Raw genomic sequence first — 26,571 nt, forward strand, 5'->3', positions numbered from 1 at the left:
GCCGGTGCTGGCCGCCGTATTTCGTCGGCGCAAGCACCCCGTTGGCAAGAGCTGGCGAATGGACGAAACCTACATCAAAGTGGCCAGCCATTGGAAGTACCTTTACCGGGCCGTTGACCGCGAGTGCGATACGGTGGACTTCCTGCTGACTGCCAAGCGAGATATGGCGGCTGCCCGGCGCTTCCTGGAGCGGGCCATCAACCTGCACGGATTGCCAGAGAAGATCACCATTGACAAGAGCGGCGCCAACACGGCCGCCATAGAAAGTGTCAAGGCTTACGCTTGCGTCGACATCCTGATGCGTCAATGCAAATACCTGAACAACATTGTCGAGCAGGACCACCGGGCGATCAAACGGATAACCCGACCGATGCTGGGGTTCAAGTCATTTTGGAGTGCTCGAATCATCATCGCCGGCATCGAAACCATGCACATGATTCGCAAGGGGCAGCTGGACTGCCCCGGCGGCCAAACCATGTCGGCAGCCAACCAGTTCTACAGCCTCGCTGTTTGATCCCCAGGTCAGCGACGCAACTCCTTTCGGCCAGAGTCCGTTATTGCGACAAAACCTTCATTCAGACCAAGGCAGTCAATTCGGTAGTGATGACTTCAATCGCTGGTGCAAAGACAACTGCCTGGTGCCCAGCATGAGCCGTCGGGGAAACTGCTGGGACAATGCAGTCGCTGAATCGTTCTTCAGCAGCTTGAAGAAAGAGCGAATCAAACGTCGAAGCTATGCTTCGCGCCAGGAAGCCAAGTCAGACGTCTTTGACTACATTGAGGGCTTCTACAATCGAATCCGCAGGCACAGTCATCTTGACCAAATGAGCCCGTTTGCGTTCGAGCAACTTCAAACTGGAAGTTGATTTATGTCTACATAATCTTACTGTGTCATAAATGTTACGATGTGATCCTCTCGACTTCGTGCCGGAGGATCGATGAATACAGCCGAGCGCTTTGATCTCTACCTTGACCACCTGAGTAAAGGCTTGGGTCACGCGGACCGGCACGCCGGCCTTCGTGGTTACTGCACGGGCCTGATGCTCCCGCTGTCGCGCAAGAGCGTGGAGCCGATGGCCGCGCGGGTGGACCCGATGCACGCGAGCGCCCGACACCAAGCGCTGCACCACTTTGTGGCCAAAGCCGAGTGGTCCCATGAAGAGATGCTTCGGCGGGTGTGCCAGTGGGTGATACCGAAGATGGACTGCAGCCAGGGCGGCTGGTGGATCATCGACGACACCGGGTTCCCGAAGAAGGGCCGCCATTCGGTCGGTGTAGCCCGCCAGTACTGCGGGATGCTGGGCAAGCAGGACAACTGCCAGGTGGCCGTCAGCATCTCTTTGGCAAGCACCCAGGGCAGCCTGCCCGTGGCCTGGCAGCTGTATCTGCCCGAAGACTGGGCTGCCGATGCTGAACGCCGCGCCAAGGCCGGCGTGCCCGATGAGGTGCGCTTCGCCACGAAGACGCAGATCGCCCTTGAGCGGCTGCGCACTTTGCTGGCCGAAGGCGCGCCGCGCCACTGCGTGCTGGCTGATGCCGGCTACGGCGTGGACAACGCATTCCGTCAGGCCCTCAGCGACATGGGCTTGCTCTATGCGGTGGGGGTCACGTCCGCCGTCGTGGTCTGGCCGCCCGGGGTCAAGCCACTGCCACCCGAGCCCTACAGCGGTATGGGCCGCCCGCCCGTGATGCCCAGACGCACGCCAGCGCTTCAGCCGATGAGCGTCAGGGCGCTGGCGATGTCCCTGCCGAGCCGAGCGTTCCAGAACGTTAGCTGGCATGAGGGAACCAACGAAACACTGAGTGGCCGCTTCGCGGCCGTGCGGGTGCGCCATGCAGGCGGCAATGCAGGCAAGGCGCGCCTGCGTCCCGAGCAATGGCTTCTCATAGAGTGGCCTGCAAACGATGCCGAGCCGAGCAAGTACTTCCTATCCACGCTGCCCGAAGAAACGCCGATCAACGAGTTGGTCAGCGTCGCCCACCAGCGCTGGCGCATCGAGCGCGACTACCAGGATCTGAAGCAGGACTTCGGCCTGGGCCACTATGAAGGACGAGGCTGGCGGGGGTTCCACCATCATGCCGCGTTGAGCATCGCGGCCTACGGGTTCCTGATGGCAGAACGCCTCGTCGCTGACAAGTCTGTCGGCAGTAAAAAAAACTTCATCGCCCGCCAAGTGCCTGCCCTTCCCGAGAATTACATCCCCCGCGGCAGTCCTGCGCGCGCAGCGGCACGTGGCAACCTCGATCACGACACTGCGCCATCGACTGAGCTATCAGCTGATCGCCCGACTCGGCCAGTGTCCCTGCTGCGGCCGCGCAAGCGCAAAGTTACTTTTGTGACACAGTAAGACTAATCTTACTGTGTCATAAAATATGGCATGATATGAGCATCATTGATCCTGCCTGGAGGCGTGATGGACATATCCAAGGAATACGAGCACTACATGACTCACTTGGCTGAAGGACTGGGTCATGCTGACCGACACTCAGGATTGAGCGGTTATTGCACCGGCCTGATGCTCCCCTTGTCCCGCAAGAGCGTGGAGCCGATGGCCGCGCGCGTTGACCCGCTGCACGCCAGCGCCCGCCACCAGTCCCTGCATCATTTTGTCGCCAAGGCCCAATGGAGCGACCCAGAACTGCTGCGGCGCGTGGCGCAGTGGGTGGTGCCAGTGATGGACTTCAGCGCTGGCGGCTGGTGGATCATCGATGACACCGGCTTTCCCAAGAAGGGTACCCATTCGGTGGGTGTGACCCGTCAATACTGCGGCGTACTGGGCAAACAGGACAACTGCCAAGTGGCTGTCAGCATCTCGTTGGCCTGCGAAGAGGGCAGCCTGCCGGTGGCCTGGCAACTGTACTTGCCTCACAACTGGGCCGAAGACGCTGTTCGCAGAAAGAAGGCGGGGATTCCCGAAGACATTGAGTTTGCGACCAAGCCTCAAATTGCCCTGCAACAGTTGCGCGACCTACTCGGTGACGGCGCACCCAGGCACTGCGTGCTGGCCGACGCTGGCTACGGCATCGACTACGCGTTTCGTCAGGGCCTGACCGATTTGGGCCTGGACTACGTGGTCGGTATCACCTCTGCTGTCGTGGTCTGGCCCCCGGGTGTGGAGCCGCTGCCGCCCCAACCCTACAGCGGCATGGGCCGCCCGCCGGTGGTGCCACGGCGAACCGCCAAACGCCAGCCCGTGAACGTCAAGACCTTGGCGCAGGGCTTGCCCGACAGTGCATTCCAGAACATCAGCTGGCGCGAGGGCACCAATGAGCGCCTGACGGGCCGCTTTGCCGCGCTGAGGGTACGCTGCGCTGGGAGCAATGTGGGCAAGGCGCGTCTTTTACCCCAGCAATGGCTGCTCATCGAGTGGCCCGCAGGTCAGGCTGAGCCTGAAAAATACTATCTATCCACACTGCCGGAGACAGCCGCATTGAACGATCTGGTGCGCGCCGCCCATATGCGCTGGCGCATCGAGCGCGATTACCAGGACTTGAAGCAGGATCTGGGGCTGGGTCACTATGAGGGACGGGGCTGGCGGGGATTTCACCACCACGCCAGTCTGAGCATTGCAGCGTACGGCTTCCTGATGGCACAGAGACTGAAGGCTGGCAGCGATGCCAGCGGTAAAAAAAACTTCATCGACCGCCAAGTGCCTGCCGTTCCCAAAGATTATGTCCCTCGGGGCAGCCCAGCGCGCGCAACGTCACGTGGCGAACTCCATCACAACGTTGCGCCTCCAACTGGGCGTCGCACCCGCAAGCGTCCTGGGGCACTGTCCGCACTGCAACTCGATAAATCTGCGTTTACGTTTGTGACATAGTAAGACTAGGCCGCGCCCTTTCGGCGCCTTGCGATGGCGCAGCCTGCACCGGCCAATCCTCTCACTGGATTCCGAGTAAGGGTTGTCGTTACTCACGGCGGGGCGGCTGCGACTATCCATAGACGCTAAGCGATGCGAATATGCGCGTGAAGTAATTGTCGGCAAGAATCGTAGCAGCCTTGGCGTCGCGCAACTCGAGTGCGTCTACGATGGCGGTGAGTTCGCGAAGCGTCTGCTCGCGCACGATCACCCCCACAGGCCCATTGAGCTTCGAGCGACCGTCGTACTGTACTGCGCGGCGATCGGCCACGACAGCATCGAACACCTGCATGAGGAAGCGGTTTTTGGACGCGCGAAAGATTGCCAGATGCACCCCGTAGATGCCTTCTTTGAAATCGATCCATTGGTCGGCATTGCGCACCACGCCGAGGTGGTGGCGCATAAGGGCGAAATCGTCCGCATCTGCACGCTGCGCCGACAGCCCCATCATGGCAGGCTCGAAAAGCAGCCGACCCTCGAGGATTTCTGCGTAAGTCGGTACATTTTGATGGTGCGCGGCGACCGGTAGGTCGGATTCGCTCAGCCGTTGCATCAGCGCATCGGCGAGGAAGGTGCCGCTGCCCACCTTGCGATCTAGCAGCCCCTGCGCGCTCATCATCGCAAGCGCATGACGCACAGTGCTGCGCGAAGAGTCGAACCGGGTCGACAGTTCCCGCTCGTTGGGCAGCTTGTCGCCGGCCTTAAGCACGCCATCCCGTATAGATTGGAGGATGGCGCGATACACCTTCGAGGCTGTCGCTTTGTCCTTCGCGGCAATGCGTCCCGACAGATCGGCCACCGTAACCTGGTGTAGTACGGCGGCGCTCAGGCCATGTTTTGTTTCTATGGTTTTGTATTTCGCCATAATGGTTGACCAATCACAAGTTTTTATTTTAGAATAAAAATGAAAAAACAGAATTTCAAAGCTGTATCCGCCCAATTAATTGGTCACCCAATTACTTAATTAACCTGATTTTCGTCGATAGGTTGCTTGTATGCCATTGGGCGTCCTGCAGAACGCGCCCCATGACCCTTAATTTCAACATAGCCACGACCCTGACGCCGGAAGCCCGGCTAGCAGCCATCGGGCTGACGCTGCCTCCACCCCCTGCGCCGGTGGCGAACTTCGTGACTTGGCGTCGCGCCGGATCCCTGCTGTACCTTTCGGGTCAAGGCCCGCTGGAAGCCAATGGTCATCTGCATGCAGGTCATGTCGGCGGAGAAGTGAGCGTCGAGGACGCATACGGCCACGCACGGCTGACCGGCCTGAACCTGTTGGCCGTGGCCAAGGATGCGCTCGGCGAGCTGGGGCGCGTACGCCATGTTGTCAAACTGCTAGCCTTCGTCAACGCGGTGCCGGGCTTCTCCCTGCATCCCAAGGTCATCAATGGCTGCTCCGACCTGTTCGTAGAGGTGTTCGGCGACACAGTGGGCCGGGGTGCCCGCTCGGCCATCGGCGCGGGGTCGCTGCCGGGCAACCAGACCGTCGAGGTCGAAGCGATCTTGGAAGTGGATTGAACGAGATGGCCTACCAGTTCCAGTTCGAGGCGCTTGCGCCCTATACCGGTCAGTTGGTTCAGGGGATGTTAAATACGCTGGGTTATGCCGCCTCGAGTATCGTACTGGGCCTGGCCATCGGTGCTGCTGGCTCGCTGGCACTGATCTATGGCAGCAAGCCACTGCGCGGCATGACCCGCGCCTATGTCGAGTTCTTCCGCAACACACCATCGCTGGTACAGCTGTTCCTCATCTATTTCGGCCTGCCAAGCCTGGGCCTGCGGCTCGAAGCTCCGGTGGCGGGGGTGATTTCGCTCGCTCTGTATTGCGGCGCGTACATGGTCGAGGTGTTTCGCTCCGGCCTGCTGTCGGTACCCTTGGGGTTGTCCGAAGCCGGCGCGGCGCTGGGTCTGCGACCCCGGCAGGTGCTGCTGCACGTGCTCTTCGTGCCGGCCCTGCGCAATGTATTCCCCGCGCTTGCCAGTCAGATGGTGCTCACGCTGATCGGTACCAGTCTAATCTCGCAGATCGGCGTGGAAGATATTTTCCACGCGGGCAGCTTCATCGACTCACGCACCTTCCGTAGCTTCGAGGTCTATCTGGTGATCTGCGTGATGTACTTCGTCGCGGTGCAGGCCCTGCGCGTCATCCTCGGCTTCATTCAGCGCCGGCTCTTTGGAAGGGCTCCCTGATGCGCAGCCTGTCCATCGCCGATCTCTGGCTCATTCTGGGCGCCATCCGCTGGACGGTGGCCTTGGCGCTCACGGCGTTCGCGATCGGCAGCGTGATAGCGTTGGGCGTCGCCGTCGCGCGCACCTCGCGCCTGCCCTGGCTGCGCGTGCTGGCGCGCTTCTACGTAGAGCTGGTGCAGGGCACACCGCTGCTCGGCGTGCTCTTCTTGCTGTACTTTGGCGTGCCGATGATGCTGGGAATCGAGATCAATGCCTTCGTGGCGGCGGCTATCGCGTTCTCGCTGTCGGCAGGCGCTTTTCTCGGCGAGATCTGGCGCGGGAGCATCGAATCTGTTCCGCATGGCCAGTGGGAGGCTGCTTCGTGTGTGGGCCTGCGAAGCTGGCAGGTCATGCGCCATGTGGTGTGGCCGCAGGCCTTCCGCGTGGCCCTGGGCCCGACCGTGAGCTATCTAGTGCAATTGATCAAGAACACTTCGCTGGCCGCGCTGGTCGGACTGGTCGAACTGACCCGTTCAGGCCAGATCGTGGCTGGCTCGACGCTGGCGCACTTGCCGATTTTCTGCGGCGTGGCTCTCTACTACTTCGCCATCTGCTATCCGCTGGCCCGCCTGGCACTCTCCCTGGAAGGACGCATGCATGTCGCTCGTGCTCATTGATTCTGTCGAAAAGCACTTCGGCGACAACCATGTCCTGCGCGGCGTGTCGACCGAGGTGGCAAAGGGCGACATCGTCGCGCTGGTAGGCCGCAGCGGCTCAGGCAAGAGCACGCTGCTGCGCTGCGTGAACGGGCTCGAAAAGATCAGCGCGGGTCGCATCGTGGTCGACGGCATAGACGTGCAGGCACCGACCACCGACCTACCCCTGCTGCGCCAGCGCGTCGGTATGGTCTTCCAGAGCTTCAACCTGTTCCCCCACCTCTCAGCCTCGGCCAACGTGACGCTGGCCCCGTTGCTGACGAAGAGGATCGGTCGGGACCAGGCCGCCGAACTCGCGAAGCGGATGCTGGAGCGCGTTGGTCTGGGTCAGAAGCTCGACGCCATGCCCTCTCAACTCTCCGGCGGTCAGCAGCAGCGCGTGGCGATCGCGCGGGCTCTGGCGATGTCGCCGCAACTCATGCTGTTCGACGAGGCCACCTCGGCGCTCGACCCGGAACTCGTCGGCGAAGTGCTGCGGGTGATGGAAGACCTGGCGCGCGACGGCATGACCATGATGGTCGTTACCCACGAGATGGCTTTTGCGCGTCGCGTCGCCTCTGAAGTGCTGTTCATGGACCAGGGACGCATCTGGGAACGCGGCTCGCCCGAGCAGATGTTCGGCAGCCCGAGCACCCCCGAATTCCAGCAGTTTGTGCAATCCATTGTCTGATTCTTCCACCCACCCAGGAGCTTCCATGTTCAAAACCAAATCACTGATCGCCGCCGCACTGGTCTGCGTCGCCCCGCTGTTCGCGCATGCCGACAAACTCGCGGACATCAAGTCCAAGGGCGTGGTGCGCATCGCCACGACCATCGACGCCCCACCTTGGGGCTTCACCGACAGCGCCGGCAAGCCTACCGGCTTGGATGTCGAACTCGCCGAGAACGTGGCTAAGCGCCTCGGCGTGAAACTCGAGTTGCAGCAGGTGACAGGCGCCAATCGCATTCCCTACCTGTTGTCGAACAAGGTGGACGTGGTGATCGCCTCGCTGGGCAGCTCTCCCGAGCGCGCCAAACTGGTCAGCTTTTCCAAACCTTACGCCGCGGTCTTCCTCGGCGTATATGGCGGCAAGGGCGTGCCGAAGTTTAGCAAGGTGGCCGACCTGGCAGGTCAGACGATCGCGGTGCCCAAGGGCTCGACGCCCGACCTCTCGCTAACCGAAATGGCGCCCAGCGCCAAGTTGATCCGCTTCGAAGACACGGCCTCGGTGATCTCTGCCTTCCTGTCGGGCCAGGCGCCAATGTTTGCCGAGAATAACTTCATCGCGCAGAAGGTAGCCGAGGACAACCCCGCCAAAGGCATTGAAATGAAATCGCTTATCCGCATCAGCCCGGCCTTCATGGCGGTGCAGCCGGGGGAAACCGCCCTGCTGGCCGAAATGAACAAAATCATCGACGCTAAGGTGGCCGATGGCAGCCTGGCCGCGCTGCGCCTGAAGTGGTTCAAGGACGAACAAAAAGAACTTAAGTAAGGAGAGCTGCGTGAGCGATCGAGGATCTACCGTTTTCACGGACATTGACTGGGCCAAGCCTGGTAAACAGGTCGGCCATGCGTGGCTGCCGTATTCAGGGCATGACGATGCCTGGGGCGCAATCGCGCTGCCGCTAGCCGTGATCGGTGACGGCCAAGGGCCCACCGTGCTCATTACGGGCGCTATCCACGGCGATGAATACGAGGGGCCGATCGTCATCAATGAACTGATCCGCTCGCTCGAGCCGGCGCAGGTGAAAGGCCGCTTGATCCTGATGCCCGCTGCCAATGCGCCGGCCCTGCTTGCCGCGTCGCGCGTGAGCCCGCTCGATGGCAAGAACCTCGCGCGTGTGTTCCCGGGGAACCCCTTCGGAACGCCCACCGAACAGATTGCCGCGTTCATCCACGACGTATTGTTTCCGCGCTGCGATGCCTACGTCGACCTGCACGCTGGCGGCAGCTCGCTGTTCATCGAGGAAAGCGCCCAGGTCGTCGTCACGCCTACGATGGCGCCCGCTGTGCGCGAACGCGCCGAAGACATGGCGCGTTGGTTCGGCGCCAAGCTCACCGTCATCACCGACAACATGGGCGACCCGCGCACCAGCTGCGGCGCTGCGGCCCACTTGGGGTTGGCGGCTATCGCGGCCGAAATGGGCGAAAACGGCAGCGTTTCGCCTCGCGGTGTGAAGCGAACGAGGGAATGCCTTGCGCGCGTGTTGGCTCGGCTCGGTGTCGTGCCTGGGGCGCTTCCGGATATGCCGCCAGCGAGTCGTCGCGTGCGCATCGTGCCACGCGGAGGTAACCTATTGTCCCCGGGCGATGGCTATTTTGAGCCTCTGCATGCGCTGGGCGGCACCGTCCAGGAAGGTGATGTGGCGGGTTATCTGCACGTATTGACCGAGCCCGGCCTGGCGCCGCGCGAACTTCGCTTCGCCGCCAGCGGCACGGTCTATTCGCAGCGCACCTTCGGGATCACGCGCCAGGGCAACAACCTGTGCGTGCTGGTCGAAGACGAAGCGGAGGTGGCGGCATGAGCACGCCCATCACGCTCGACGATTACCGCGCTGCCCAGGCGCGCGTGCAACCTTACATCCGGCAAACGCCCCTGGTGAATGCACACCCTTGGGTCCCCGGCGGCGGGACGCAGGTGCGTTTCAAGGCTGAATGCCAGCAGGTTACCGGCTCGTTCAAGGCACGCGGTGCGTTCAACCGGGTATTGAACCTGTCCGAAGAGGTTCGCCGTCAGGGGCTAGCGACTGCATCGGGCGGAAATTTCGGCGCGGCAGTCGCCTATGTCGGCAAGACGCTCGGCCTGCCCGCCAACGTGTTCGTGATGAACACCAGTACGCTGATCACGCGGACGCGCATCGAAAGCCATGGTGCCAGGCTGACTGTACACGGCGACTTTTGGGACCAAAGCTGGGATGCCGCAGGCGCCAGCGTCGCCCAACAGGGCGGTGCGTTGCTTCATCCCTATGCCGATAGAGACGTGGTGATCGGCCAAGGAACGACTGCGCTGGAAATCATCGACGAATGGCCCGAGGTCGAAACGTTGGTCGTTTCCATCGGAGGAGGCGGCCTGATCGCTGGCGTGGCGCAGGCGGCCAAGTTGCTGAAACCGTCGATTCGTATCATCGGTGTCGAGGCCGCAGGCTGCCCGACGCTCTTCACCTGCCGCGAGCAAGGCCGCATCGTGAAGCTCGAGAATGTCAAGACCTTGGTGCCGATTCTTGCTGCCCGTTCGACGGAGCCACTGAACTTCGAATTAATCGAACGCTACGTCGACGAGATCGTATTGGTGGACGAGTCGACGATCAAAGATGCCGCTCGCGCCGCTTGGGAGCATGCAGGTCTTGGGATCGAGCTTGGTGCCGCAACCGCCCTCGCAGCTGTCACTGAATTTTGCTTTGAGCACCGAGATGATGAGAAGATGGCCGTGGTGTTATGCGGAAGCGGGTGCGACGGTATGTCAGCACCTTAAGCTCCAGTCATTAGGTACCCTGCGTCAAGCCCTAAGGTGAATGGCACTTACTTAAGGGCATTCGCCTCTATCCACCGCAGATTTCCCACAAACCCTGCAATCTGTCATTCCCGCGTAAGCGGGAATCCAGTGGTGTTTGCGGGCTTTCTGGATTCCCGCTTACGCGGGAATGACGGCTTTTTCCTGCATTTATTGCTTAAGTAAGTGCCATTCGCCCTAAGGTCGGTGTCTTGGTGTTATTACAGAGTGACGCGCGTGACAAGATGGCGAAGCGCTGCAAGTGGCGCTGACCGGCGCGAACTTTAAATATATGCACGACTTTGAACTTTCTCCGCGTCAATTTGCGCTTTACGGATTCCTCCTGAAGAGGTGAAGCCAAGGAACATTGCGGGTTGCCTGCGACGACATAGAACGCGGGTTCTGAGGCGATGAAGCCTGTCGCCCATACGGGACGAATCCATTGATACGGATGTCTAGCGGGAAGCCCATGACGGAGACCGGCTCTGCTGGCCCGATGAAGAGGTCCGGCCGACACAGAACTGGCCGAGCGCCCCCTTTGCTGCTTGACTCAAACCGCCGCGGTGACGACGATTTCCACCTTCCATTCCGGCTTGGCAAGGCGCGCCTCTACGGTGGCCCGCGGCGGGGTGTGGCCAGCGGGGGCCCAGGCGTCCCACGCCAGATTCATGCCGGGGAAGTCGGCCAGATCGGCCAGAAATATCTGGGCCATGAGGATCTTGCTTTTATCGGTGCCTGCGCGGGCCAGCAGCGCATCGATCGCAGCGAGAACCTGGAGGGTTTGGCCCCCAATGTCCTGACCGGCATCGACGGGGACTTGCCCTGCCAGGTACACCGTGCCGTTGTGCACGGCCATATGGGACAAGCGGGCGTTGACATCAAATCGTTGGATCATGGTTTTCCCTTTCCAGTGTGTTGAATGGTGGAGACTGAACGCAAAAAATGCCGCATAATTCGTCTTGGCTAGGCGCTAGTCAATAGCTGCTCAAGTAGCTTGGCCCCTTCCGCTCCGCGTTTACATCCGCTCCACAGGTGGTCAAACAGTTGTATGTGAAGATTTACCGCTTCAGGCGAAGAGGTGATCATCGCAACACCCACGTGGAGATTGGGCAATTCGCCAACCCGAAAAGGACTCGACCCCAGCACGACGTCGTTTCCTCTATAGAAGAGCTGAAAAGCTACGTTGGGGATCACGTTCTCTACCAGGCCGATCTGAATACCGACTGGCTCAGTCCTCATCAGATCGGCAATATGCTGCACTTCCGCCTTTGCCGCCAGCTTGCGCTTGGCGACAACTGCCGGGGGGAGTCCCAAGCGACCGACCAGCCCGAGAGTAGCAAGCCGCCGGACCTCTTCTAGTGAGATCAGGCAGGTAATTGAAGGCTTCGCCTTCTGGGCCTGCATCCTGCGTTCTCTCAGCGCGTTTAGAACCGCCTGCTGCTCGGCTTTGAGCGAGCCCTTCATCTTGCCGCCGGGGGGGATGGATTCCTCGATCATCTGGACAAGATGCTGGTCGTACTGGGGTGTTGTTAGCAGGTAGGACAGGGGGCTGAAAAGGGCAACGATATGGGTGGCATTTTCCTCCAGCTGTTGCATTCTCGATTGATAGCTTGCTGCGCTGGAGTGGTATTCGGCGCCAACGCCCAGCAGTGATGCCAGAGAGGTTCCGAGAATGGTGGCGATGTTTTGGATCACATCGATCTTCACGATGTCGCCTTGCTCGATGCGGTACAGCGCCGCGCGCGAAACCTGAAGTTTGCTTGCCAGCTGGTCGGCGGTGTAACCCGCCCCCAATCGGTAAGCGCGAACCCGACGGCCAATCTCAATCAAATCAAATGCCATTCTTTTCTTCTTAAAGCGTCTGTAGGTGGCGCATTGTGCACTAGTGTCTCAAAAAGAAAACAGCCGCACTTCTCGCTTTCAACGATGAATTTTTCTCATTACTATCGAAATTCTCTCCTCTAGGAACGCTGACTTTCGGAAGAATGAAGAGAATAGACATAGGGTTAATGCTAGCATTTCAATAGGAGATTTACTCAATAATTAGACACTGTCTCATAAATGGTTCAGCCTCAGTCGGCATATGCGGCGTGAAGCGAAAAACTCAAGCATCAAGGGAAAAACGATATTCATGGCTATACCAAAAGCGTTGCAGGAGCCGCGTTGGAAACAGCGCCCTCCGGGGTCCAATTGGGGTGACTTTGGACCCGACGATCAATACGGTCGCATGAATCTGCTGACGCATGAAAAGGTGAAGCAGGGCATAGCGGAAGTGCGCGAAGGTCGAACCTTTTGCCTGAGCCTGCCGTTGGACTATCCAGGTGGCAATGCCATGAACGAGAAGCGCCACGCACCCATTCTCCGGCCGACACTGCGCAACGGTCGTCCGAACATGAACTACAGGCTATTCACCGAGCAGATCGGCCGGACCGATGTCATCTGTGATGACTTGGCTATTATTTATTTGCAGTATTCGACCCAATGGGACTCGTTGGCTCACATCGGCCAGCTGTTTGACTCGGATGGTGATGGTATTCCTGAGCCCTTATTTTATAACGGCTATCGCGCAGAGATCGATGTACAGGGTCCTGCGGATGCCGAAGGAGCCGGGCTCCCGGGTCCGCCGCACCGCCTGACAGCAACCTCATCGGCCAAGGCGCTGGGCATAGAAAAGATGGCCGAATGCTGCGTGCAGGGCCGCGCGGTCATGGTTGACTTGAGCGCCAACCTCGGCGCCGGACGCACGCTGGTGGGGTATGACGCGCTGATGCGGGTGTTGGACCAAGATCAGGTGGTCGTCGAGCCGGGCGATATGGTTTGCCTCCATACCGGTTTCGCGCAACGTATACTTGATATGCAACGTAAGCCCGACATGAAGGCGCTCAGCAAAAGTGGCGCTGTGCTGGATGGGCGTGACGAAAAACTGCTGCGATGGATTACGGACAGCGGCTTGTCGGCCTTGATTGCCGACAATGAGGCAGTAGAGTCCCAATCCACATTATTTTCGCACGATTGCTGTGCTGCGCTTCCGCTGCACGAGCATTGCCTGTTCAAGTTAGGCGTGCACCTCGGCGAATTGTGGCACCTGACGCCGCTGGCCAACTGGCTCCGAGAGAACGGACGAAGCCGATTCCTCCTGACCGCGCCACCGCTTCGGCTGCCTGGTGCCGTCGGCTCACCCACCACACCGATTGCAACGGTCTGAAGCGATGAACTACGCATTCGACTTTGCGCCAGTTCTGGAGTATTGGCCTCAGTTCGTGCATGGGACTTGGCTTACAGTGCAACTGTCGTTTGCAGCGACTGTCCTCGGCTTTGTCGTCGGAACGCTCTGCGCTGTTGGTAGTGGGAGTCGCAATCCATGGCTTCAGCGGTTCTGCAGGATTTATGTGGAGGGCATACGCAATACGCCCTTGTTGATCCAGGTTTTCCTTCTGTACTTCGGGTTTGCCAGTATCGGCCTGCCGCTGCCCGCGTGGGTGGCGGCCTTGGCCACTTTGGTAATCAATGTGGGCGCGTACACCGCCGAAATTATGCGTGCCGGCATCGAGTCGATCAAGCATGGCCAATGGGAAGCTGCGGAATGTTTGGGCCTGTCCCGTGCGCAGACCTACTGGCACGTGGTTCTCCTGCCAGCGATGGAGCGTGTGTATCCCGCGCTTACCAGCCAGTTTGTCCTTCTGATGCTCGCGACGTCAATCACATCGCAGATCTCGGCTGAGGAGTTGACAGCGGTTGCAAACCTGGTGCAGTCCATGACCTTTCGCGCTTTTGAGACTTACATCGTGGTTGGTGTGTTTTACATCCTTCTTTCCTTCGTGATGCGCTTCGGTTTCTGGCTTCTTGGCAAGCTGATCTTTCCGCGCCGCAGGCGATTGGGCTAATTGCTGAGAGATCATCAATGAACAACGACTTCAACATCAACCATTTCGTCTATCTGCTTCATGGTGCAGCTTGGACAGCGGGCCTATCTGCTGTCGGTTTTATTGGTGGGGGCGTGCTTGGGCTGGCATTGGCGCTCGGTCGCATCTCTCCATACCGGGCAATAAGATGGACGCTGACGACCTACATTCAGCTGGTTCAGGGAACGCCACTGCTTATTCTGATGTTTCTCTCCTACTTTGGGCTAGGTGTGCTCGGCTTCAATGTTCCGCCCCTAGTTGCTGCTTCGCTGGCGATGACTATCTATGCGGGTGCATACCTCGGAGAGATCTGGCGCGGCTCACTTCAGGCTGTGCCAGCTGAGCAATGGGAGACCGCGGAGTGCCTTTCCTTCAGTTCGACCCAGCGCATGTTTCAAATCATTATTCCCCAGGCAGTACGGATTGCCACGCCTCCGACAGTCGGGTTTCTGGTCCAGATCGTCAAGAACAGCTCACTCGCCTCTGTTGTGGGTTTCGTCGAACTGGCCCGAGCTGGCCAGGTCGTCAACAACACATTATTCGAGCCTTTCCTGATTTTCTCGCTCATGGCTCTCATGTACTTTGCACTGTGTTATCCACTCTCACGCTGGAGCGGATCGCTTGAACGGAAACTGGGTCGGACCCGAAAAGTAATGGTCATTGAAGGATGAAGAATGGACAAGGATAAGGAAATGGACGTGATCGTCAAACTCGATAACGTTGAAAAAAGCTTCGGCAGCACGCCGGTGCTCAAGGGCATTTCTTTTGAAGTACGCAGGGGAGAAGTAGTCGCGATCATTGGTCGAAGCGGCTCCGGTAAGAGCACGGCCTTGCGTTGCATAGACCGTCTGGAGGTCATCGACTCCGGAAGCATCGATGTCTGCGGACACCAACTGGCAAGCAGTCAGCTGGATCTGAAGAAACTGCGCCGCGATGTCGGGATCGTCTTTCAGAGCTACAACCTCTTTCCGCACCTAACGGTGCAGCAGAATGTGTCGCTTGCCCTGCGCGCAGTCAAGAAGATGTCGCGGGACGCGTCCGCGCTGGTCACTAGCAAAGTCCTGAAGCGGGTCGGTATGGAAAACAAGCTGGATGCCTACCCGGAGGAATTGTCCGGTGGACAGCAGCAGCGCGTGGCGATTGCCCGTTCACTTGCCATGGAGCCGCAGCTGATGCTCTTTGACGAGGTGACCTCCGCGCTTGATCCCGAGTTAACTGGCGAAGTCCTACAGGTGATGGAGGACTTGGCCAAGGGCGGCATGACGATGATTTTGGTTACCCATGAAATGGCATTTGCACGCAAGGTTGCAGACCAGGTGATCTTCATGCATCAAGGCAAGGTCTGGGAGACAGGCCCTGCCGACATCCTTTCCAACGCGCAGACTTCCGAGCTCAAAAAATTTGTAGGCAGTGCGCTCTAGAGCGCACTGCCCGTGAATAAACCTACTTTAACCAGGAGAAAACTAGTGATTAAATTTAACATCAAACGCAGCCTTGTTTTTCTGACGATGAGCGTCGCCGCATTTTCGGCCAATGCAGACATGCTAGACAGCGTGAAGCAGTCGAAGAAGTTGCGTGTCGCCATTGAGCTCGCGCTGCCTCCTTATGGCATGACGAACGACAAGATGGAGCCGCTCGGCTCTGATGTGGATACGGCGCGCCTGCTCGCAAAAGATCTTGGCGTTGAGCTGGAAATTGTTCCAGTGACCGGGCCCACACGGATCCCGTTTCTTCAAACAAAAAAAGCCGATCTCGCCATCGCCACGCTTTCGATCAGTCCGGAGCGCGCCAAAGTGATTGACTTTTCGACTCCGTATTCGGTAGTTCAGATTGTTGTTGCCGCTCCGAAGTCGATAAACATCAAAGGTTATCCGGACCTGGCGGGAAAGTCGATCGCGATCACGCGCGGGAATGTACAGGAGGCAGAACTGATGAAGATGGCCGTTGGCGCGCAGATCGTTCGGTTTGACGACGACGCCACCTTGGTTACCGCCGCTGTTAGCGGTCAGACACCAATCGTTTCGACGGCGACAACTCTTTTAAAGGCAATTCAGACCAAAAGTCCTGATCGCCAAATGGAAACGAAATTCGTTTTGAGAACCTTCGAACTTGGTATTGGTATTCCAAAGGGCGAAGAGAGAATGCTTGCCTGGATTAATGAGTGGGTCAAAACGAACCGTAGCAATGGCAAGTTAGGCGCAATTTTCAAGGAATTCCATGGCGCGGATTTGCCGCCTCTTTCGAAATGATTTTCGAGCTCCGTATCTATCATTGCGCCCAAGGACGCCTACCAGCGTTGCATAAACGCTTTGAAGAGGTCACGTTGGGTCTCTGGAAAAAGCACGGCATTGAAGCGGTAGGGTTCTGGACGACGCTGGTCGGACCCAGCAACCAGACCCTTACCTTCATGCTGCAATGGAAGAGCCTGGCAGATCGAGAGCGGATCTGGAGTTCCTTCTCGGGTGACCCCGAGTGGCTCAGCGAACGGGCACGCCACGACGCCGAGGCGCCTATTGTGGCGAAGGTTGAAAACCAGCTGCTGGAGCCGACGGCTTATTCTCCTATTCGCTAAATTACTGCGCATTCAACTCAGTAATCAATTTCACCCACAATGAAAAAACATCTCGCGCTTAGCCACACCTTGCCGCAAGACAGTTCACCCGCCACGCTGATTGGCCGGGTCTGGAGCGCCGACGCGGCTGGCCCCATACTGGTGCGCGTCACTACTGAGGGCGTCTTCGACATTTCCAGCGCTGCGGTGACGTGCAGTGAATTGTTGAATATGTCCGATGCGGTGGGTGCCGTCGCAGACATCAGCCGCTTTCCGCGGCTCGGTGACACCAGAACTATTCTTCTGAATTCCGAATGGAACCAAGCCGAAAGCGCAATGCTGCGGTTTGATTCACCTTGTGATCTTCAAGCTGTGAAGGCCAGTGGCGTGACCTTTGTGGCAAGCATGCTAGAGCGAGTCATTGAAGAGCAGGCGCAGGGTGACGCTGGCCGCGCCGAGGCGATTCGGGCCTCGATCGCTCAAGTCATCGGGGAGAACCTGCCAGCTGTCAAGCCCGGGTCCACCGATGCGCAGAAGCTAAAGGCACTTCTGATCTCTCAGGATATGTGGTCCCAGTATCTTGAAGTCGGCATTGGGCCGGACGCCGAGATATTTACCAAGGCGCAGCCGCTTTCTTCGGTGGGGACTGGATCGGAAGTAGGGATTCACCCGAAATCAGAATGGAACAACCCAGAGCCGGAGATTGTTTTGGCGGTCAATCGGGCCGGACGCATTGTCGGTGCGACCCTCGGTAACGACGTAAATCTGCGGGACTTCGAGGGACGTAGCGCGCTGCTGCTTGGAAAGGCCAAAGACAACAACGGCTCCTGTGCCATTGGTCCCTTCATCCGCCTGTTCGATGACAGTTTTTCTCTCGATGATGTGCGTCGGTGTGAGTTGTCTGTGGAAGTTTGCGGCGAGGAAGGGTTTATCTTGCAGGGCAAGAGTTCGATGACCATGATCAGCCGCGATCCAGAAGAGCTGGTTGAACACGCCATGGGTCCTGTCCATCAGTATCCCGACGGCATGATGCTCTTTCTGGGAACGATGTTCTCGCCGACAGCGGATCGCCTGAGCCCTGGACAGGGATTTACCCACGTCGTTGGAGATATCGTGAGCATCACGACGCCGATGCTTGGAACGCTGGTAAATCGTGTGAACCACAGCGACAAAATTGCCCCATGGACGTTCGGAATCGCCCAGTTGATGCGCAGCTTGTCTGGCCGTCGGCTCATTTAGATCGAGCCCATCAGGCTTGGCGAGCCAAAGTAGACGCGCCTTTACAGGCACCCGCCATCAATCTGCAAAGGACCCCTCGTGCCCCCCACCTCTCCCTCGCGACCGTCCGCTCAGAGCGGTGCGCGTGTCATCCGTTTGCATCCAGACGACGACGTCGTGATATCACTTGACCAGTTGGTCTCCGGTTGCCGTCTGGGCAGCGAGGGCATCACGGTCACAGGCTTGGTTCCCCCCGGGCACAAGGTTGCCACGCGGACAATCGAGCTCAGGGGGCCGGTTCGACGTTACGGACAGATCATCGGCTTCGCGAGCAAGCCGATCCATCCAGGCCAACATGTGCATACCCATTACCTTGCAATGGGCGACTTCGCCATGGACTACGCGTTCAGTGCAGAGGCTCGGCTGACCCAAGCGGCCCCAGAAACGGCAACCTTTCAGGGCATTGTTCGGCAGGACGGGCGCGTGGCTAAGCGCAACTATATCGGCATCCTGACCTCTGTTAATTGCTCTGCCACGGTGGCAAGAGCAATCGCTGACTACTTTCGGCGCGACATCCATCCGGATGCACTCGCCGGATTTTCAAACGTGGATGGCGTGGTCGCATTGACCCACGGCGCGGGTTGGGCTATCGATCCTGAGGGTGAAGGGCTGGCGATCCTGCAGCGCACCCTGGGTGGCTACGCCTGCCATCCCAACTTCTCCAGTGTGCTGCTGATCGGATTGGGCTGCGAAACCAATCAGATACCCCGGTTGCTTGCCACTCAAGGGCTGAAAGAAAATTCCAGATCGAGGTCTTTCACAATCCAAGACAGCGGGGGTACCACCATGACAATTGCACGTGGTATCGACCTGGTTCGTCAGATGTTGCCGGAAGCCAACGACGTACAGCGACAGCCGGTGCCCGCTAGTAATCTTACGGTCGGCCTTCAATGCGGCGGCTCTGACGGCTACTCAGGCATTTCGGCCAATCCCGTGCTCGGCGTTGCAGTCGATCTGCTTGTGCAGCATGGCGGCACCGCTGTATTGTCGGAGACGCCCGAGATCTATGGCGCCGAGCACCTGCTGACACGCGGCGCCAGTACGCCTCAAATCGGCCGCAAGTTGGTAGAGCGCATCCGGTGGTGGGAAGCTTATTGCGCGCGCAACGGTGCGTCGATGGATAACAACCCATCGGCCGGCGACAAGGCTGGCGGCCTCACCACGGTGCTGGAAAAATCACTCGGCGGCATCGCTAAAGCGGGAGCAACCAACTTGGTCGATGTCTACGAATACGCGCAACCGGTCCGGGCTCGTGGCATGGTCTTCATGGACACTCCTGGCTACGATCCGGTCTCTGCGACAGGGCAAGTGGCTGGCGGGGCCAACATGATCTGCTTTACCACCGGGCGAGGTTCTGCCTATGGCTGCGCGCCGTCACCTTCGGTGAAGCTCGCCACCAACACTGCGCTGCGGAACCGCCAGTCTGATGAGATGGACATCAACTGCGGCGAGGTGCTTGATGGAACTGCCACCATCGAGGAAATGGGGGAGCGCTTGTTCCGGTTGATGCTGGACACCGCTTCAGGGAAGCGCTCGCGCAGTGAAACACACGGTTATGGACAGAATGAATTCGTGCCGTGGCAGCTTAGTGTGATTACCTGATGCCGGAGATTCAGGAGCATAAGCAGCCTTCACCAAACAAACGATGACTCACGAACTGAAGAAGCTTTAGAGGATATTCATGACAAACCCCATTCACCACAACTTTATCAGCGGCCAATGGGTTCCCGGCACCACGACCGCCCCCAACCGGAACCCGTCCAATCTGGCAGAAGTCGTCGGTGACTACGCCCAGGGTGACGCAGCCCACCTCGATGCAGCGGTGCAGGCGGCGCAGGCCGCTTTTCCCGCCTGGTCTACCTCGGGCATCCAGACCCGGTCAGATGCCCTCGACAAGATTGGTACTGAAATTCTGGCACGCCGCGAAGAGCTGGGCACCCTGCTCTCGCGCGAAGAAGGCAAGACCCGGCCCGAAGGCATTGGCGAAGCCACCCGCGCCGGCCAGATCTTCAAGTTTTTTGCTGGCGAGTGCCTGCGCCTGTCCGGGGAAATCCTGCCCTCGGTTCGCCCCAACATCGGCGTGGAGATAACCCGAGAGCCCGTCGGCGTGGTGGGCCTGATCACGCCCTGGAATTTCCCGATTGCCATTCCCGCCTGGAAGATCGCACCCGCACTGGCCTTTGGCAACTGCGTGGTGCTCAAGCCGGCCGACCTGGTGCCCGGCAGCGCCTGGGCGCTGACCGAGATCATCTCGCGCTCAGGCATTCCCGCTGGCGTCTTCAACCTGGTGATGGGACCGGGGCGGATCATTGGCGAAGCGTTGGTCAACCATCCCGGCATCCACGCTATCAGCTTCACCGGCTCGGTCGGTGTGGGCAGCCGAATTGCCGAGGCCTGCGCTAAAAGTCTCAAGAAAGTGCAACTCGAGATGGGCGGCAAGAACCCGCAAGTCATTCTGGACGACGCCGACCTGGCCCAGGCAGTTGAACTGAGCGCGCAGAGCGCCTACTATTCGACCGGCCAGCGTTGCACCGCCTCAAGCCGGCTGATCGTGACCGAAGGCATTTACCCCGCTTTCGTCAAGGCGTTGCAGGAACGTATGGAACGCATCAAGGTAGGTGACGCGCTCGCCGCGGGAACCGACATAGGTCCAGTGTCGTCGCAAGCGCAACTTGAGCAAGATTTGAGCTACATCGAAATTGGCAAGGTCGAAGGGGCAACCTTGGCGTTTGGCGGTGAGCGCATCAAGTGCCACACTGGCAGCAGTGCCGAAGGCTACTTCATGGCGCCAGCGCTCTTCAGTGAAAGCACATCCACCATGCGCATCAATCGCGAGGAAATCTTCGGCCCGGTGGCCAGCGTCATTCGTGTCAAGGACTATGACGCCGCCCTGGCAACGGCCAACGACACGCCGTTCGGCCTTTCTGCGGGCATTGCCACGACCTCACTGAAATACGCGACCCATTTCAAGCGGCACAGCCAGGCCGGCATGGTGATGGTGAACCTGCCCACCGCCGGGGTGGACTACCACGTGCCTTTCGGTGGACGCAAGGGGTCGAGCTATGGCCCGCGCGAGCAGGGTAAATATGCGCAGGAGTTCTTCACGACGGTGAAAACGGCTTATACACTGGCCTGACTCGGGACTACCTATCGCCACTTGTGATGGACAATTAAGGTCCACAAGCTGACGGCTTACGGCGCGCCGGGGGTGTTCTGGAGGCAGCATGTCAGTCTGGTGTGGGTGTTCCGGCGCAGCTTTCTGTAATTGGCTTTGATGACATTCCACTTTCCGGTTCGCCTCTCATTGGGCTGACAACCTTTCGGCAACCGGTAAAAGAAATGGCCCGCACAGCCGCAAGAAGGTTACTGGAACGTATCCAATCACGGGGTGTAAATCCAATTACCCGAGACGTTCTTCCGACCCAACTCATTAAGAGACGCAGCGCTGGTCCAGCTCCCAGCAATCGACGAAGACGAGTTGATTGATCTACGTATAGGTATCCAGAGGGTGGGTAAATGCTGCGCTGTACAAGGACTTTCAGAACAAAAAGCTCCGAGTCAGCCGGACACTTTCACTTGCTGATGCCAAGGCATTGGCCGCGAGTCTGGAGCTTGATGCAACCCTGTCAACGGATGAGTGTAAGCGGATGGCAAAGTCATCTTGAAGTCTGGCTGACGATGGATGCGGGCTACCACTTGTGACCGCTGCACGCCACTTGATGGCTGCTGCAGACCACTTGCAGCCACGAATCCCGGATTTGAAAGTGAACAGGAAAAGCAATGAAATCAACGATCTACCCACACCACCCCCGCGCCAGTGCTGGGTTTGCGAACCGCCAGTTATTGCACTGAAAACGAGGGGACCCCAACTGGTCGCGACTTTCGCTGGGCAGGGGCTGGATCTTCAGTGGAGCACGCCCGAGGCCTTCCGCCAGTTGATCTCGCCCGAAGCCCGGCAATGGCGCAGCAACGTGGAATCCATGAAGCTCACGATCGACTGAGCGCGCACGCGCCTAGATGCTCAGCACGCTCACGTGGTTCATCACGGCGCGTAGCGCGCTGTAGAGCGTCAGCGCCGAGGACTTCGGGTTGGCGGGCAGCGGCTCGTTGGCGAGCTGGATATCCATTTCTCCGAAGCTGCCGCTCGCATGCAGGCGGTGCGTGTTCCGTCGCAATGCCGGATCGGCCACGAGCCGAACGCGCGTCGCATCGAAACCCACGCCGGCCAGCGCGATGGTCGCGGTGACGTTCGCGTTGCGCGGATACAGGCGCGCCGCATCGCGTGCCGAACCTTCGAACACCATCGTGGGCTGATTGATCCTGCCCAGATCGACCGCCGCTTCGGCCGGCGTGCCGCGCCAGGCCGCGGGCGGTTTCGAGCCGGTGTACAGCACGTGCTCGAGCCCGCAAAGACGGGCCGCCGCCAGCGCGTCGATGCCACCGATCGCCCCGGGAATGATCTGCACCTGCGTGCCGCCGTCCCGCGCCGCCTGCCGCACTTGCGCCAGCAGTTCGTCGCTCGCCAGCGCGCCCACCGAGGCGAGCACGCACGGCACGCCGGCGGCGAGCGCGGGTACGACGTGCTGCGCGATGGCGGAGTGGCCGCCGGTTTCAACGAGCCGGTCGATACCTTCGGGCAGCTGCGTGCAAACCTTGTCGGCCAACTGGAGCCCGCGCATGGCTTCGCGACATTCCTCAAGGCGCTGCGGCCGCACGACGATGGCCTCCACCGAAATCCCGGCTTCGCGCTGCAGCAGTTGGACCAGCTCGTGGCCGATCGCGCCGCAACCGATCACCCCGATGCGAAGAGGCGGCCGGCTCATAGGTCGAGCACCAGTTCGGGCGTGCGCGAGCGCGCGCAACAGGCCATGAGGTATTGCTCGCGCTCGTCGTCCAGCAGCACCATGTCGTGGTGCTCGGGCGTGCCTTCCAGGTACGTCACCTGGCACATGCCGCAGATGCCCTGTTCGCACGACGTGGGCACGTTCACCCCCTGCACCTGCAGGGCATGGGCGATGGACACGCCGTCGGCAACGAACACCTTGCGGCCCGAGCGCGCGAGCGCGACGGTGAAGCCGCCTGCGTCCGCGGATGCGAGGGAGCCCGCTGCCGGTGCAGGCGTGGGCGCCGGCACCACGGGAGTAAAACACTCCACATGGAAGAAGCCCTCGCGCCAGTCGCGCGACGCCTGCGCGGCGGCATCGATGAAGGGCTGCGGGCCGCAGCAATAGACGTGTTCGCCCACGTTCTGGTGCGCGAGCAATCCGGCCAGGTCGAGCGGATTCGCGTCGGGCCCCTGGTCCAGGTGGAACACGACCTTGCCATGCACGGCAGCACGGTCCAGCTCCTTGCGGAATGCCACGCGCTCCTCGCTGCGTGCGCAGTAGTGGAGGGTGTAGGGGGCGCTGCGCCGCTCCAGGTCATGGACCATCGACAGCAGCGGCGTGATGCCGATGCCGCCTGCCAGCAACAGGAAGCTGGCGCGGTCATCGACCAGCCGGAAGTGATTGCGCGGCCGCGAGACGCGGTACGTCGCGTCGCAGCGGGCGAGCTCGTGCCAGGCCTTGGAGCCGCCGCGTCCCGTGGGCTGGCGCAGCACGGCGATCTCGTAGCGATCGCGGACAGCGGGGTCGTTGCACAGAGAGTATTGCCGCACGGTGCCGTTGCCCAGGTGCAGGTCGACGTGGGAGCCGGCTTCGAACGGCGGCAGCTCGCCGCCGTCGCCGCGCTCGAACACATAGACGTTGATGTCCTGCGCCGCGAAACGGATGGCCGCGAGGCGCAGCTCCAACAGTTGGCTGGCATTCGCATTCATGACAGAACTACGTCCTCCGTGGCATGGAACATCCGCGTGGGAAAGCGGTTCAGTTCCTCGCACCCATCGCGCGTGACGATCACGCCGGCGCCGATGTTGATGCGGCGCGTGCCCAGGCAGGCGTTCGGCTCCAGCTCGAGCGACATGCCTTCGCGCAGCACGAGGTCGCCCCGGCGGATGCCGGCCTTCACGGGGCCTTCGATCGCCCCTTCGCGCGTGCCCGCAAGCTGCTCGCGGTTGACGGGCGTGAAGCCGGTGGCGCCGAAGGTCAGCGTATGCAGCAGAGGCGTCTTGGACCAGCATCCGCTTTCGGCGAGCGGCCGCTCCATGGCGTGCACGACGTCGGCGAAAGTGGCGCCGGGTCGCACGGCCGCGATGCCCGCTTCGTAGGATGCACGCGCCGCCTGTTCACAGCGCAGCAGCACGGGGTCCACTGGATCGAGCGCGACGCACATCTGTACCTGCGCTTCCTGACCGCCATAGAGCGTGTGGATTTCGGTCTGCACGACGTCGCCGCGTTGCAGGATGCGCGGCGGCTCCGCGCGCAGGGTCCATCGTGGAGCACCCCACGCGATGTTGTCCGCGCCGGATTGCAGGCTCATGAACGGATAGCGCCTGTCGCAGCCCAACCGATGGATCTCGCGCAGCACCTCGGCATACATCAGCGCCTCCGACACGCCGGGACGCGCCACCTCGGCCATCACATGGCTGGCCTGCTCGCTCACGCGCGCGGCGAAGCGCAGCAGCGCGAGTTCCTCGTCGCTCTTGACCAGGATGAAGTCGGTGTACGCGCACGTGAAGTCTACGAGCTCGGCCTGCTGCACGCTGCCCGACGGCGAGCGATGGAAACCGTGCGGCAGTTGCCCTTCCATCTCGCCGGGCGCGGTGGGGCCGTAGCCCACGATGCCGATGCGCGCGCGATCGAGTCCACGCTCGCGCAGCACGGCGCCGACGCCCGCGCCGCCACCGGCGATGCGGTAGTCGGTCACCCACGGCTCGATGCCGCGGCGCTCGCTCTCGTAGACGCGCGACAGGCGCGACGGCGAGAACGTGACCACCGTCACGGGCGCGTCGTGCGTGAGGATCGCCACCGAATCCAGGAAGTCGTCGATGAGGTAGCTCTCGAGCCGCTCGCGCCCCTGGAAGCTGCCGACGACCAGCGCCTGCACGTCCTGCTTGCGCATTTCCGCGCGCAAGCCGTTCCAGCGCCGGTCTCGTTCTTTCAGCGACAGCACGGGCCCAGCCTCGACCGGCACGAGCGCCGTCGGGGGCAGTCCGCTGAACGTCATGCGCAGCTCCTCGCCGTCGCGCCATCCAACGCGGCCAGGTGACGATCGATCTCGACAAAAGGACGCACATCGACCACGGCCACCAGGCCGCGCGTGGTGTCATCCAGTCCGAACTTCTGCGGCGGCGCGCCGACGAGCCCCCATGCGTTGGGCACCAGGTCGGCGTTGCGCTCCCACGCCTTCACCGGCTCGTCCTTTTGCAACCGGCCGACTTCGCGCCGCCACAGCCTGCGCACGGCCCCGACGCCGACGTCGGCGCTGCCCAGCCGCTCGGCGCCGCGGTTCGCGATGCGGCCCTGGCCGATCTGCCCGATGTCGTCCTGCAATCGCACCAGGTCGACGCGGCGCTTGTCCACGTCTTGCAGGCGCAGCTTGCCGCCGAGCACCTGCTCGCACACGTCCTGGTGAGCGAGGTCGATCTCCGAGCGGCGCTGCTGGCGGCGCTGGCCGATGCGATCGGCGGCTTCGCCTTGCACGGGCACACGGTGCAGGCTGAACTGCATGTGCAGCTCGTCGTCGATCGGCACCCACCAGAAGAGGGACTCCTGCCAGCCGAGTCGGCCCAGACTCTGGATCATGAGCAGGTGCGTGTCTCGCCGTGTTGGTTCAGCTTCAAAGTGCGCGCTTGGCTGCGCGGTTACGCGCGGCGGTATGACGACTTGAATTTGTGGGTCACGTTTCGCAATGGTCTCGTAGGTCGGATCCCCGTCATAGGCGCCATCGGCAGTGACCTGGCCAATCTCATGTTCGATTTGATCGAGCAGTGGACCAACCTGGGACGGGTCATCGACGTCCTGCTCTGTCAGCATCGAGGCCACTATCAGCCCAGTGCTGGCGTCCACCGCCAAGTGCAGCTTTCTCCAGCTACGGCGCGCTTTGGCGCCATGTTTTTCCTGCAACCATTCGCCCGCACCGAAGACCTTCAGCCCGGTGCTGTCGATCAGGATGTGTGCAGGCTCTGCGGGTAGTGCGCTCCGCTTGGAAATCGACTCCAAGCTCATGGCGCGCCGACTCACAGTGCTGTGATCGGGGGCTTTCAGATCCACGCCAAGCAACTCAAAGATCGATGCCATCAGGCCTTCGGTTTGTCGCAGCGGTTGGCGAAACACCAGGCGTAACATCAGGCTGACTTCGATCGCCAGATCCGAATAGAAACTCTGTCCGCCACGCGTGGTGCGTGGCAGGGCTGCCCAAAGATCAATTGCTTCAGGAGTGACCCACATGGTCAGGCTGCCGCGGGCGCGAAGTGCCGCATCGTACTCACGCCAGTTGCATACCGTGAACTTCATCTTCGGAATATGGTGGCGGCACTTGGCGTTGTGTTTGTTGGGCATGCAGTTGGTCAGCTGTTTTGATCAGGGCCGACGAGCCTAACAGGCCGCCGCCGGGCATCCGTGCAACAACGCCCTTCTCCAGCGATGCCGGCAACAGGGTGTCGGCCGGGATGTTGGCCAGCACGCCCGACAGGTCGCGTACCTGGCCGTTGGCATCGAGCAATGCCGGTTTTACCTAGCCCATCGGC

General features: G+C 60.4%; 28 protein-coding genes and 2 pseudogenes. 22 read left to right on the plus strand and 8 right to left on the minus strand.

Features of this window, described 5'->3' with window-relative positions:
* The 4 genes and pseudogenes from PSV40_RS08890 to PSV40_RS08905 form a co-directional block, all read left to right on the plus strand.
* On the plus strand, positions 1–514 hold a 514-nt coding region (locus PSV40_RS08890), incomplete at its 5' end, for an IS6 family transposase (protein ID WP_300536676.1).
* 55 nt (positions 515–569) lie between these two features.
* Positions 570–866: pseudogene (locus PSV40_RS08895) on the plus strand (IS3 family transposase); the annotation flags it as partial.
* Positions 867–938: 72 nt separating this feature from the next.
* Positions 939–2,348, plus strand: a complete 1,410-nt coding sequence (locus tag PSV40_RS08900; protein WP_300536678.1) for an IS701 family transposase — start codon at positions 939–941, stop codon at positions 2,346–2,348.
* Positions 2,349–2,414: 66 nt separating this feature from the next.
* Complete coding sequence (locus tag PSV40_RS08905; RefSeq protein ID WP_300536680.1) at positions 2,415–3,821, plus strand: IS701 family transposase; 1,407 nt, start codon at positions 2,415–2,417, stop codon at positions 3,819–3,821.
* Between the two features lie 112 nt (positions 3,822–3,933).
* Here PSV40_RS08905 and PSV40_RS08910 read toward each other — a convergent pair whose 3' ends face one another.
* Positions 3,934–4,800: a GntR family transcriptional regulator gene (locus tag PSV40_RS08910; protein WP_300536682.1), complete on the minus strand. Its 867-nt coding sequence runs from the start codon at positions 4,798–4,800 to the stop codon at positions 3,934–3,936.
* Between the two features lie 86 nt (positions 4,801–4,886).
* Between PSV40_RS08910 and PSV40_RS08915 the strand changes: the two genes are divergently transcribed.
* From PSV40_RS08915 to PSV40_RS08945, 7 genes are read left to right on the plus strand one after another with little or no spacing between them, the layout of a single operon-like run.
* Complete coding sequence (locus PSV40_RS08915) at positions 4,887–5,378, plus strand: RidA family protein (RefSeq protein WP_300536684.1); 492 nt, start codon at positions 4,887–4,889, stop codon at positions 5,376–5,378.
* A gap of 5 nt (positions 5,379–5,383) precedes the next feature.
* Positions 5,384–6,049 (plus strand): amino acid ABC transporter permease, encoded by a 666-nt coding sequence (locus PSV40_RS08920; protein ID WP_300537042.1) that lies wholly within the window; start codon positions 5,384–5,386, stop codon positions 6,047–6,049.
* A complete protein-coding gene (locus PSV40_RS08925) occupies positions 6,049–6,705 on the plus strand; it encodes an amino acid ABC transporter permease (RefSeq protein WP_300536686.1) in 657 nt (218 codons plus the stop codon). The genes PSV40_RS08920 and PSV40_RS08925 overlap by 1 nt, the downstream gene beginning before the upstream one ends.
* Positions 6,686–7,414 carry an amino acid ABC transporter ATP-binding protein gene (locus PSV40_RS08930; RefSeq protein WP_300536688.1) on the plus strand — a complete coding sequence of 243 codons (729 nt, stop codon included), beginning with the start codon at positions 6,686–6,688 and terminating at the stop codon, positions 7,412–7,414. Before PSV40_RS08925 ends, PSV40_RS08930 begins: the two co-directional genes overlap by 20 nt.
* Before the next feature lie 25 nt (positions 7,415–7,439).
* Positions 7,440–8,216 carry a transporter substrate-binding domain-containing protein gene (locus PSV40_RS08935; RefSeq protein WP_300536690.1) on the plus strand — a complete coding sequence of 259 codons (777 nt, stop codon included), beginning with the start codon at positions 7,440–7,442 and terminating at the stop codon, positions 8,214–8,216.
* A gap of 10 nt (positions 8,217–8,226) precedes the next feature.
* Positions 8,227–9,249: a succinylglutamate desuccinylase/aspartoacylase family protein gene (locus PSV40_RS08940; protein WP_300536692.1), complete on the plus strand. Its 1,023-nt coding sequence runs from the start codon at positions 8,227–8,229 to the stop codon at positions 9,247–9,249.
* The gene (locus PSV40_RS08945; RefSeq protein WP_300536694.1) at positions 9,246–10,196 is read left to right on the plus strand and encodes a threonine/serine dehydratase; all 951 of its coding nucleotides are present in this window, start codon (positions 9,246–9,248) and stop codon (positions 10,194–10,196) included. The genes PSV40_RS08940 and PSV40_RS08945 overlap by 4 nt, the downstream gene beginning before the upstream one ends.
* A 568-nt stretch (positions 10,197–10,764) precedes the next feature.
* Here PSV40_RS08945 and PSV40_RS08950 read toward each other — a convergent pair.
* Both PSV40_RS08950 and PSV40_RS08955 read right to left on the minus strand, forming a co-directional pair.
* A complete protein-coding gene (locus PSV40_RS08950) occupies positions 10,765–11,109 on the minus strand; it encodes a RidA family protein (protein WP_300536696.1) in 345 nt (114 codons plus the stop codon).
* 68 nt (positions 11,110–11,177) lie between these two features.
* Positions 11,178–12,056: a helix-turn-helix transcriptional regulator gene (locus PSV40_RS08955; protein WP_300536698.1), complete on the minus strand. Its 879-nt coding sequence runs from the start codon at positions 12,054–12,056 to the stop codon at positions 11,178–11,180.
* 289 nt (positions 12,057–12,345) lie between these two features.
* On the opposite strand from PSV40_RS08955, the gene PSV40_RS08960 reads away from it, so the two are divergent.
* The 11 genes and pseudogenes from PSV40_RS08960 to PSV40_RS09010 all read left to right on the plus strand — a co-directional run bounded on the left by PSV40_RS08960 (position 12,346) and on the right by PSV40_RS09010 (position 21,946).
* Positions 12,346–13,419 carry a cyclase family protein gene (locus PSV40_RS08960; protein WP_300536700.1) on the plus strand — a complete coding sequence of 358 codons (1,074 nt, stop codon included), beginning with the start codon at positions 12,346–12,348 and terminating at the stop codon, positions 13,417–13,419.
* A 4-nt stretch (positions 13,420–13,423) separates the two neighbouring features.
* A complete protein-coding gene (locus tag PSV40_RS08965) occupies positions 13,424–14,098 on the plus strand; it encodes an amino acid ABC transporter permease (RefSeq protein WP_300536702.1) in 675 nt (224 codons plus the stop codon).
* Positions 14,099–14,115: 17 nt separating this feature from the next.
* Positions 14,116–14,787, plus strand: a complete 672-nt coding sequence (locus tag PSV40_RS08970; RefSeq protein WP_300536704.1) for an amino acid ABC transporter permease — start codon at positions 14,116–14,118, stop codon at positions 14,785–14,787.
* 21 nt (positions 14,788–14,808) lie between these two features.
* Positions 14,809–15,537 carry an amino acid ABC transporter ATP-binding protein gene (locus PSV40_RS08975; protein WP_300537044.1) on the plus strand — a complete coding sequence of 243 codons (729 nt, stop codon included), beginning with the start codon at positions 14,809–14,811 and terminating at the stop codon, positions 15,535–15,537.
* Positions 15,538–15,582: 45 nt separating this feature from the next.
* Positions 15,583–16,365 (plus strand): transporter substrate-binding domain-containing protein, encoded by a 783-nt coding sequence (locus PSV40_RS08980; RefSeq protein WP_300536705.1) that lies wholly within the window; start codon positions 15,583–15,585, stop codon positions 16,363–16,365.
* Positions 16,362–16,688: an NIPSNAP family protein gene (locus PSV40_RS08985; RefSeq protein ID WP_300536706.1), complete on the plus strand. Its 327-nt coding sequence runs from the start codon at positions 16,362–16,364 to the stop codon at positions 16,686–16,688. Before PSV40_RS08980 ends, PSV40_RS08985 begins: the two co-directional genes overlap by 4 nt.
* A gap of 39 nt (positions 16,689–16,727) precedes the next feature.
* Positions 16,728–17,906, plus strand: a complete 1,179-nt coding sequence (locus PSV40_RS08990) for a fumarylacetoacetate hydrolase family protein (RefSeq protein WP_300536708.1) — start codon at positions 16,728–16,730, stop codon at positions 17,904–17,906.
* 78 nt (positions 17,907–17,984) lie between these two features.
* Positions 17,985–19,547 carry a UxaA family hydrolase gene (locus PSV40_RS08995; RefSeq protein WP_300536710.1) on the plus strand — a complete coding sequence of 521 codons (1,563 nt, stop codon included), beginning with the start codon at positions 17,985–17,987 and terminating at the stop codon, positions 19,545–19,547.
* A 79-nt stretch (positions 19,548–19,626) separates the two neighbouring features.
* The gene (locus tag PSV40_RS09000; RefSeq protein ID WP_300536712.1) at positions 19,627–21,081 is read left to right on the plus strand and encodes an aldehyde dehydrogenase family protein; all 1,455 of its coding nucleotides are present in this window, start codon (positions 19,627–19,629) and stop codon (positions 21,079–21,081) included.
* Positions 21,082–21,155: 74 nt separating this feature from the next.
* Positions 21,156–21,431 (plus strand): annotated as a pseudogene (locus PSV40_RS09005) (substrate-binding domain-containing protein); the annotation flags it as partial.
* Between the two features lie 233 nt (positions 21,432–21,664).
* Positions 21,665–21,946, plus strand: coding sequence for a hypothetical protein (locus PSV40_RS09010; RefSeq protein ID WP_300536714.1), 282 nt, complete (start codon positions 21,665–21,667; stop codon positions 21,944–21,946).
* A 12-nt stretch (positions 21,947–21,958) separates the two neighbouring features.
* Here PSV40_RS09010 and PSV40_RS09015 read toward each other — a convergent pair whose 3' ends face one another.
* From PSV40_RS09015 to PSV40_RS09035, 5 genes are read right to left on the minus strand one after another with little or no spacing between them, the layout of a single operon-like run.
* Complete coding sequence (locus tag PSV40_RS09015) at positions 21,959–22,768, minus strand: aspartate dehydrogenase (protein ID WP_300536716.1); 810 nt, start codon at positions 22,766–22,768, stop codon at positions 21,959–21,961.
* Positions 22,765–23,760 carry a PDR/VanB family oxidoreductase gene (locus tag PSV40_RS09020; RefSeq protein WP_300536718.1) on the minus strand — a complete coding sequence of 332 codons (996 nt, stop codon included), beginning with the start codon at positions 23,758–23,760 and terminating at the stop codon, positions 22,765–22,767. Before PSV40_RS09020 ends, PSV40_RS09015 begins: the two co-directional genes overlap by 4 nt.
* Positions 23,757–25,049, minus strand: a complete 1,293-nt coding sequence (locus tag PSV40_RS09025; RefSeq protein WP_300536720.1) for a M24 family metallopeptidase — start codon at positions 25,047–25,049, stop codon at positions 23,757–23,759. The genes PSV40_RS09020 and PSV40_RS09025 overlap by 4 nt, the downstream gene beginning before the upstream one ends.
* Positions 25,046–26,338, minus strand: a complete 1,293-nt coding sequence (locus PSV40_RS09030) for an IS5 family transposase (RefSeq protein ID WP_300536722.1) — start codon at positions 26,336–26,338, stop codon at positions 25,046–25,048. Before PSV40_RS09030 ends, PSV40_RS09025 begins: the two co-directional genes overlap by 4 nt.
* On the minus strand, positions 26,310–26,546 hold the full coding sequence (locus tag PSV40_RS09035) for a hypothetical protein (protein WP_300537067.1): 237 nt from the start codon (positions 26,544–26,546) through the stop codon (positions 26,310–26,312). The genes PSV40_RS09030 and PSV40_RS09035 overlap by 29 nt, the downstream gene beginning before the upstream one ends.
* Positions 26,547–26,571: the final 25 nt, after the last annotated feature.

It is taken from the genome of Polaromonas sp., from assembly GCF_029945925.1.
Classification (GTDB): Bacteria; Pseudomonadota; Gammaproteobacteria; order Burkholderiales; family Burkholderiaceae_C; genus Polaromonas.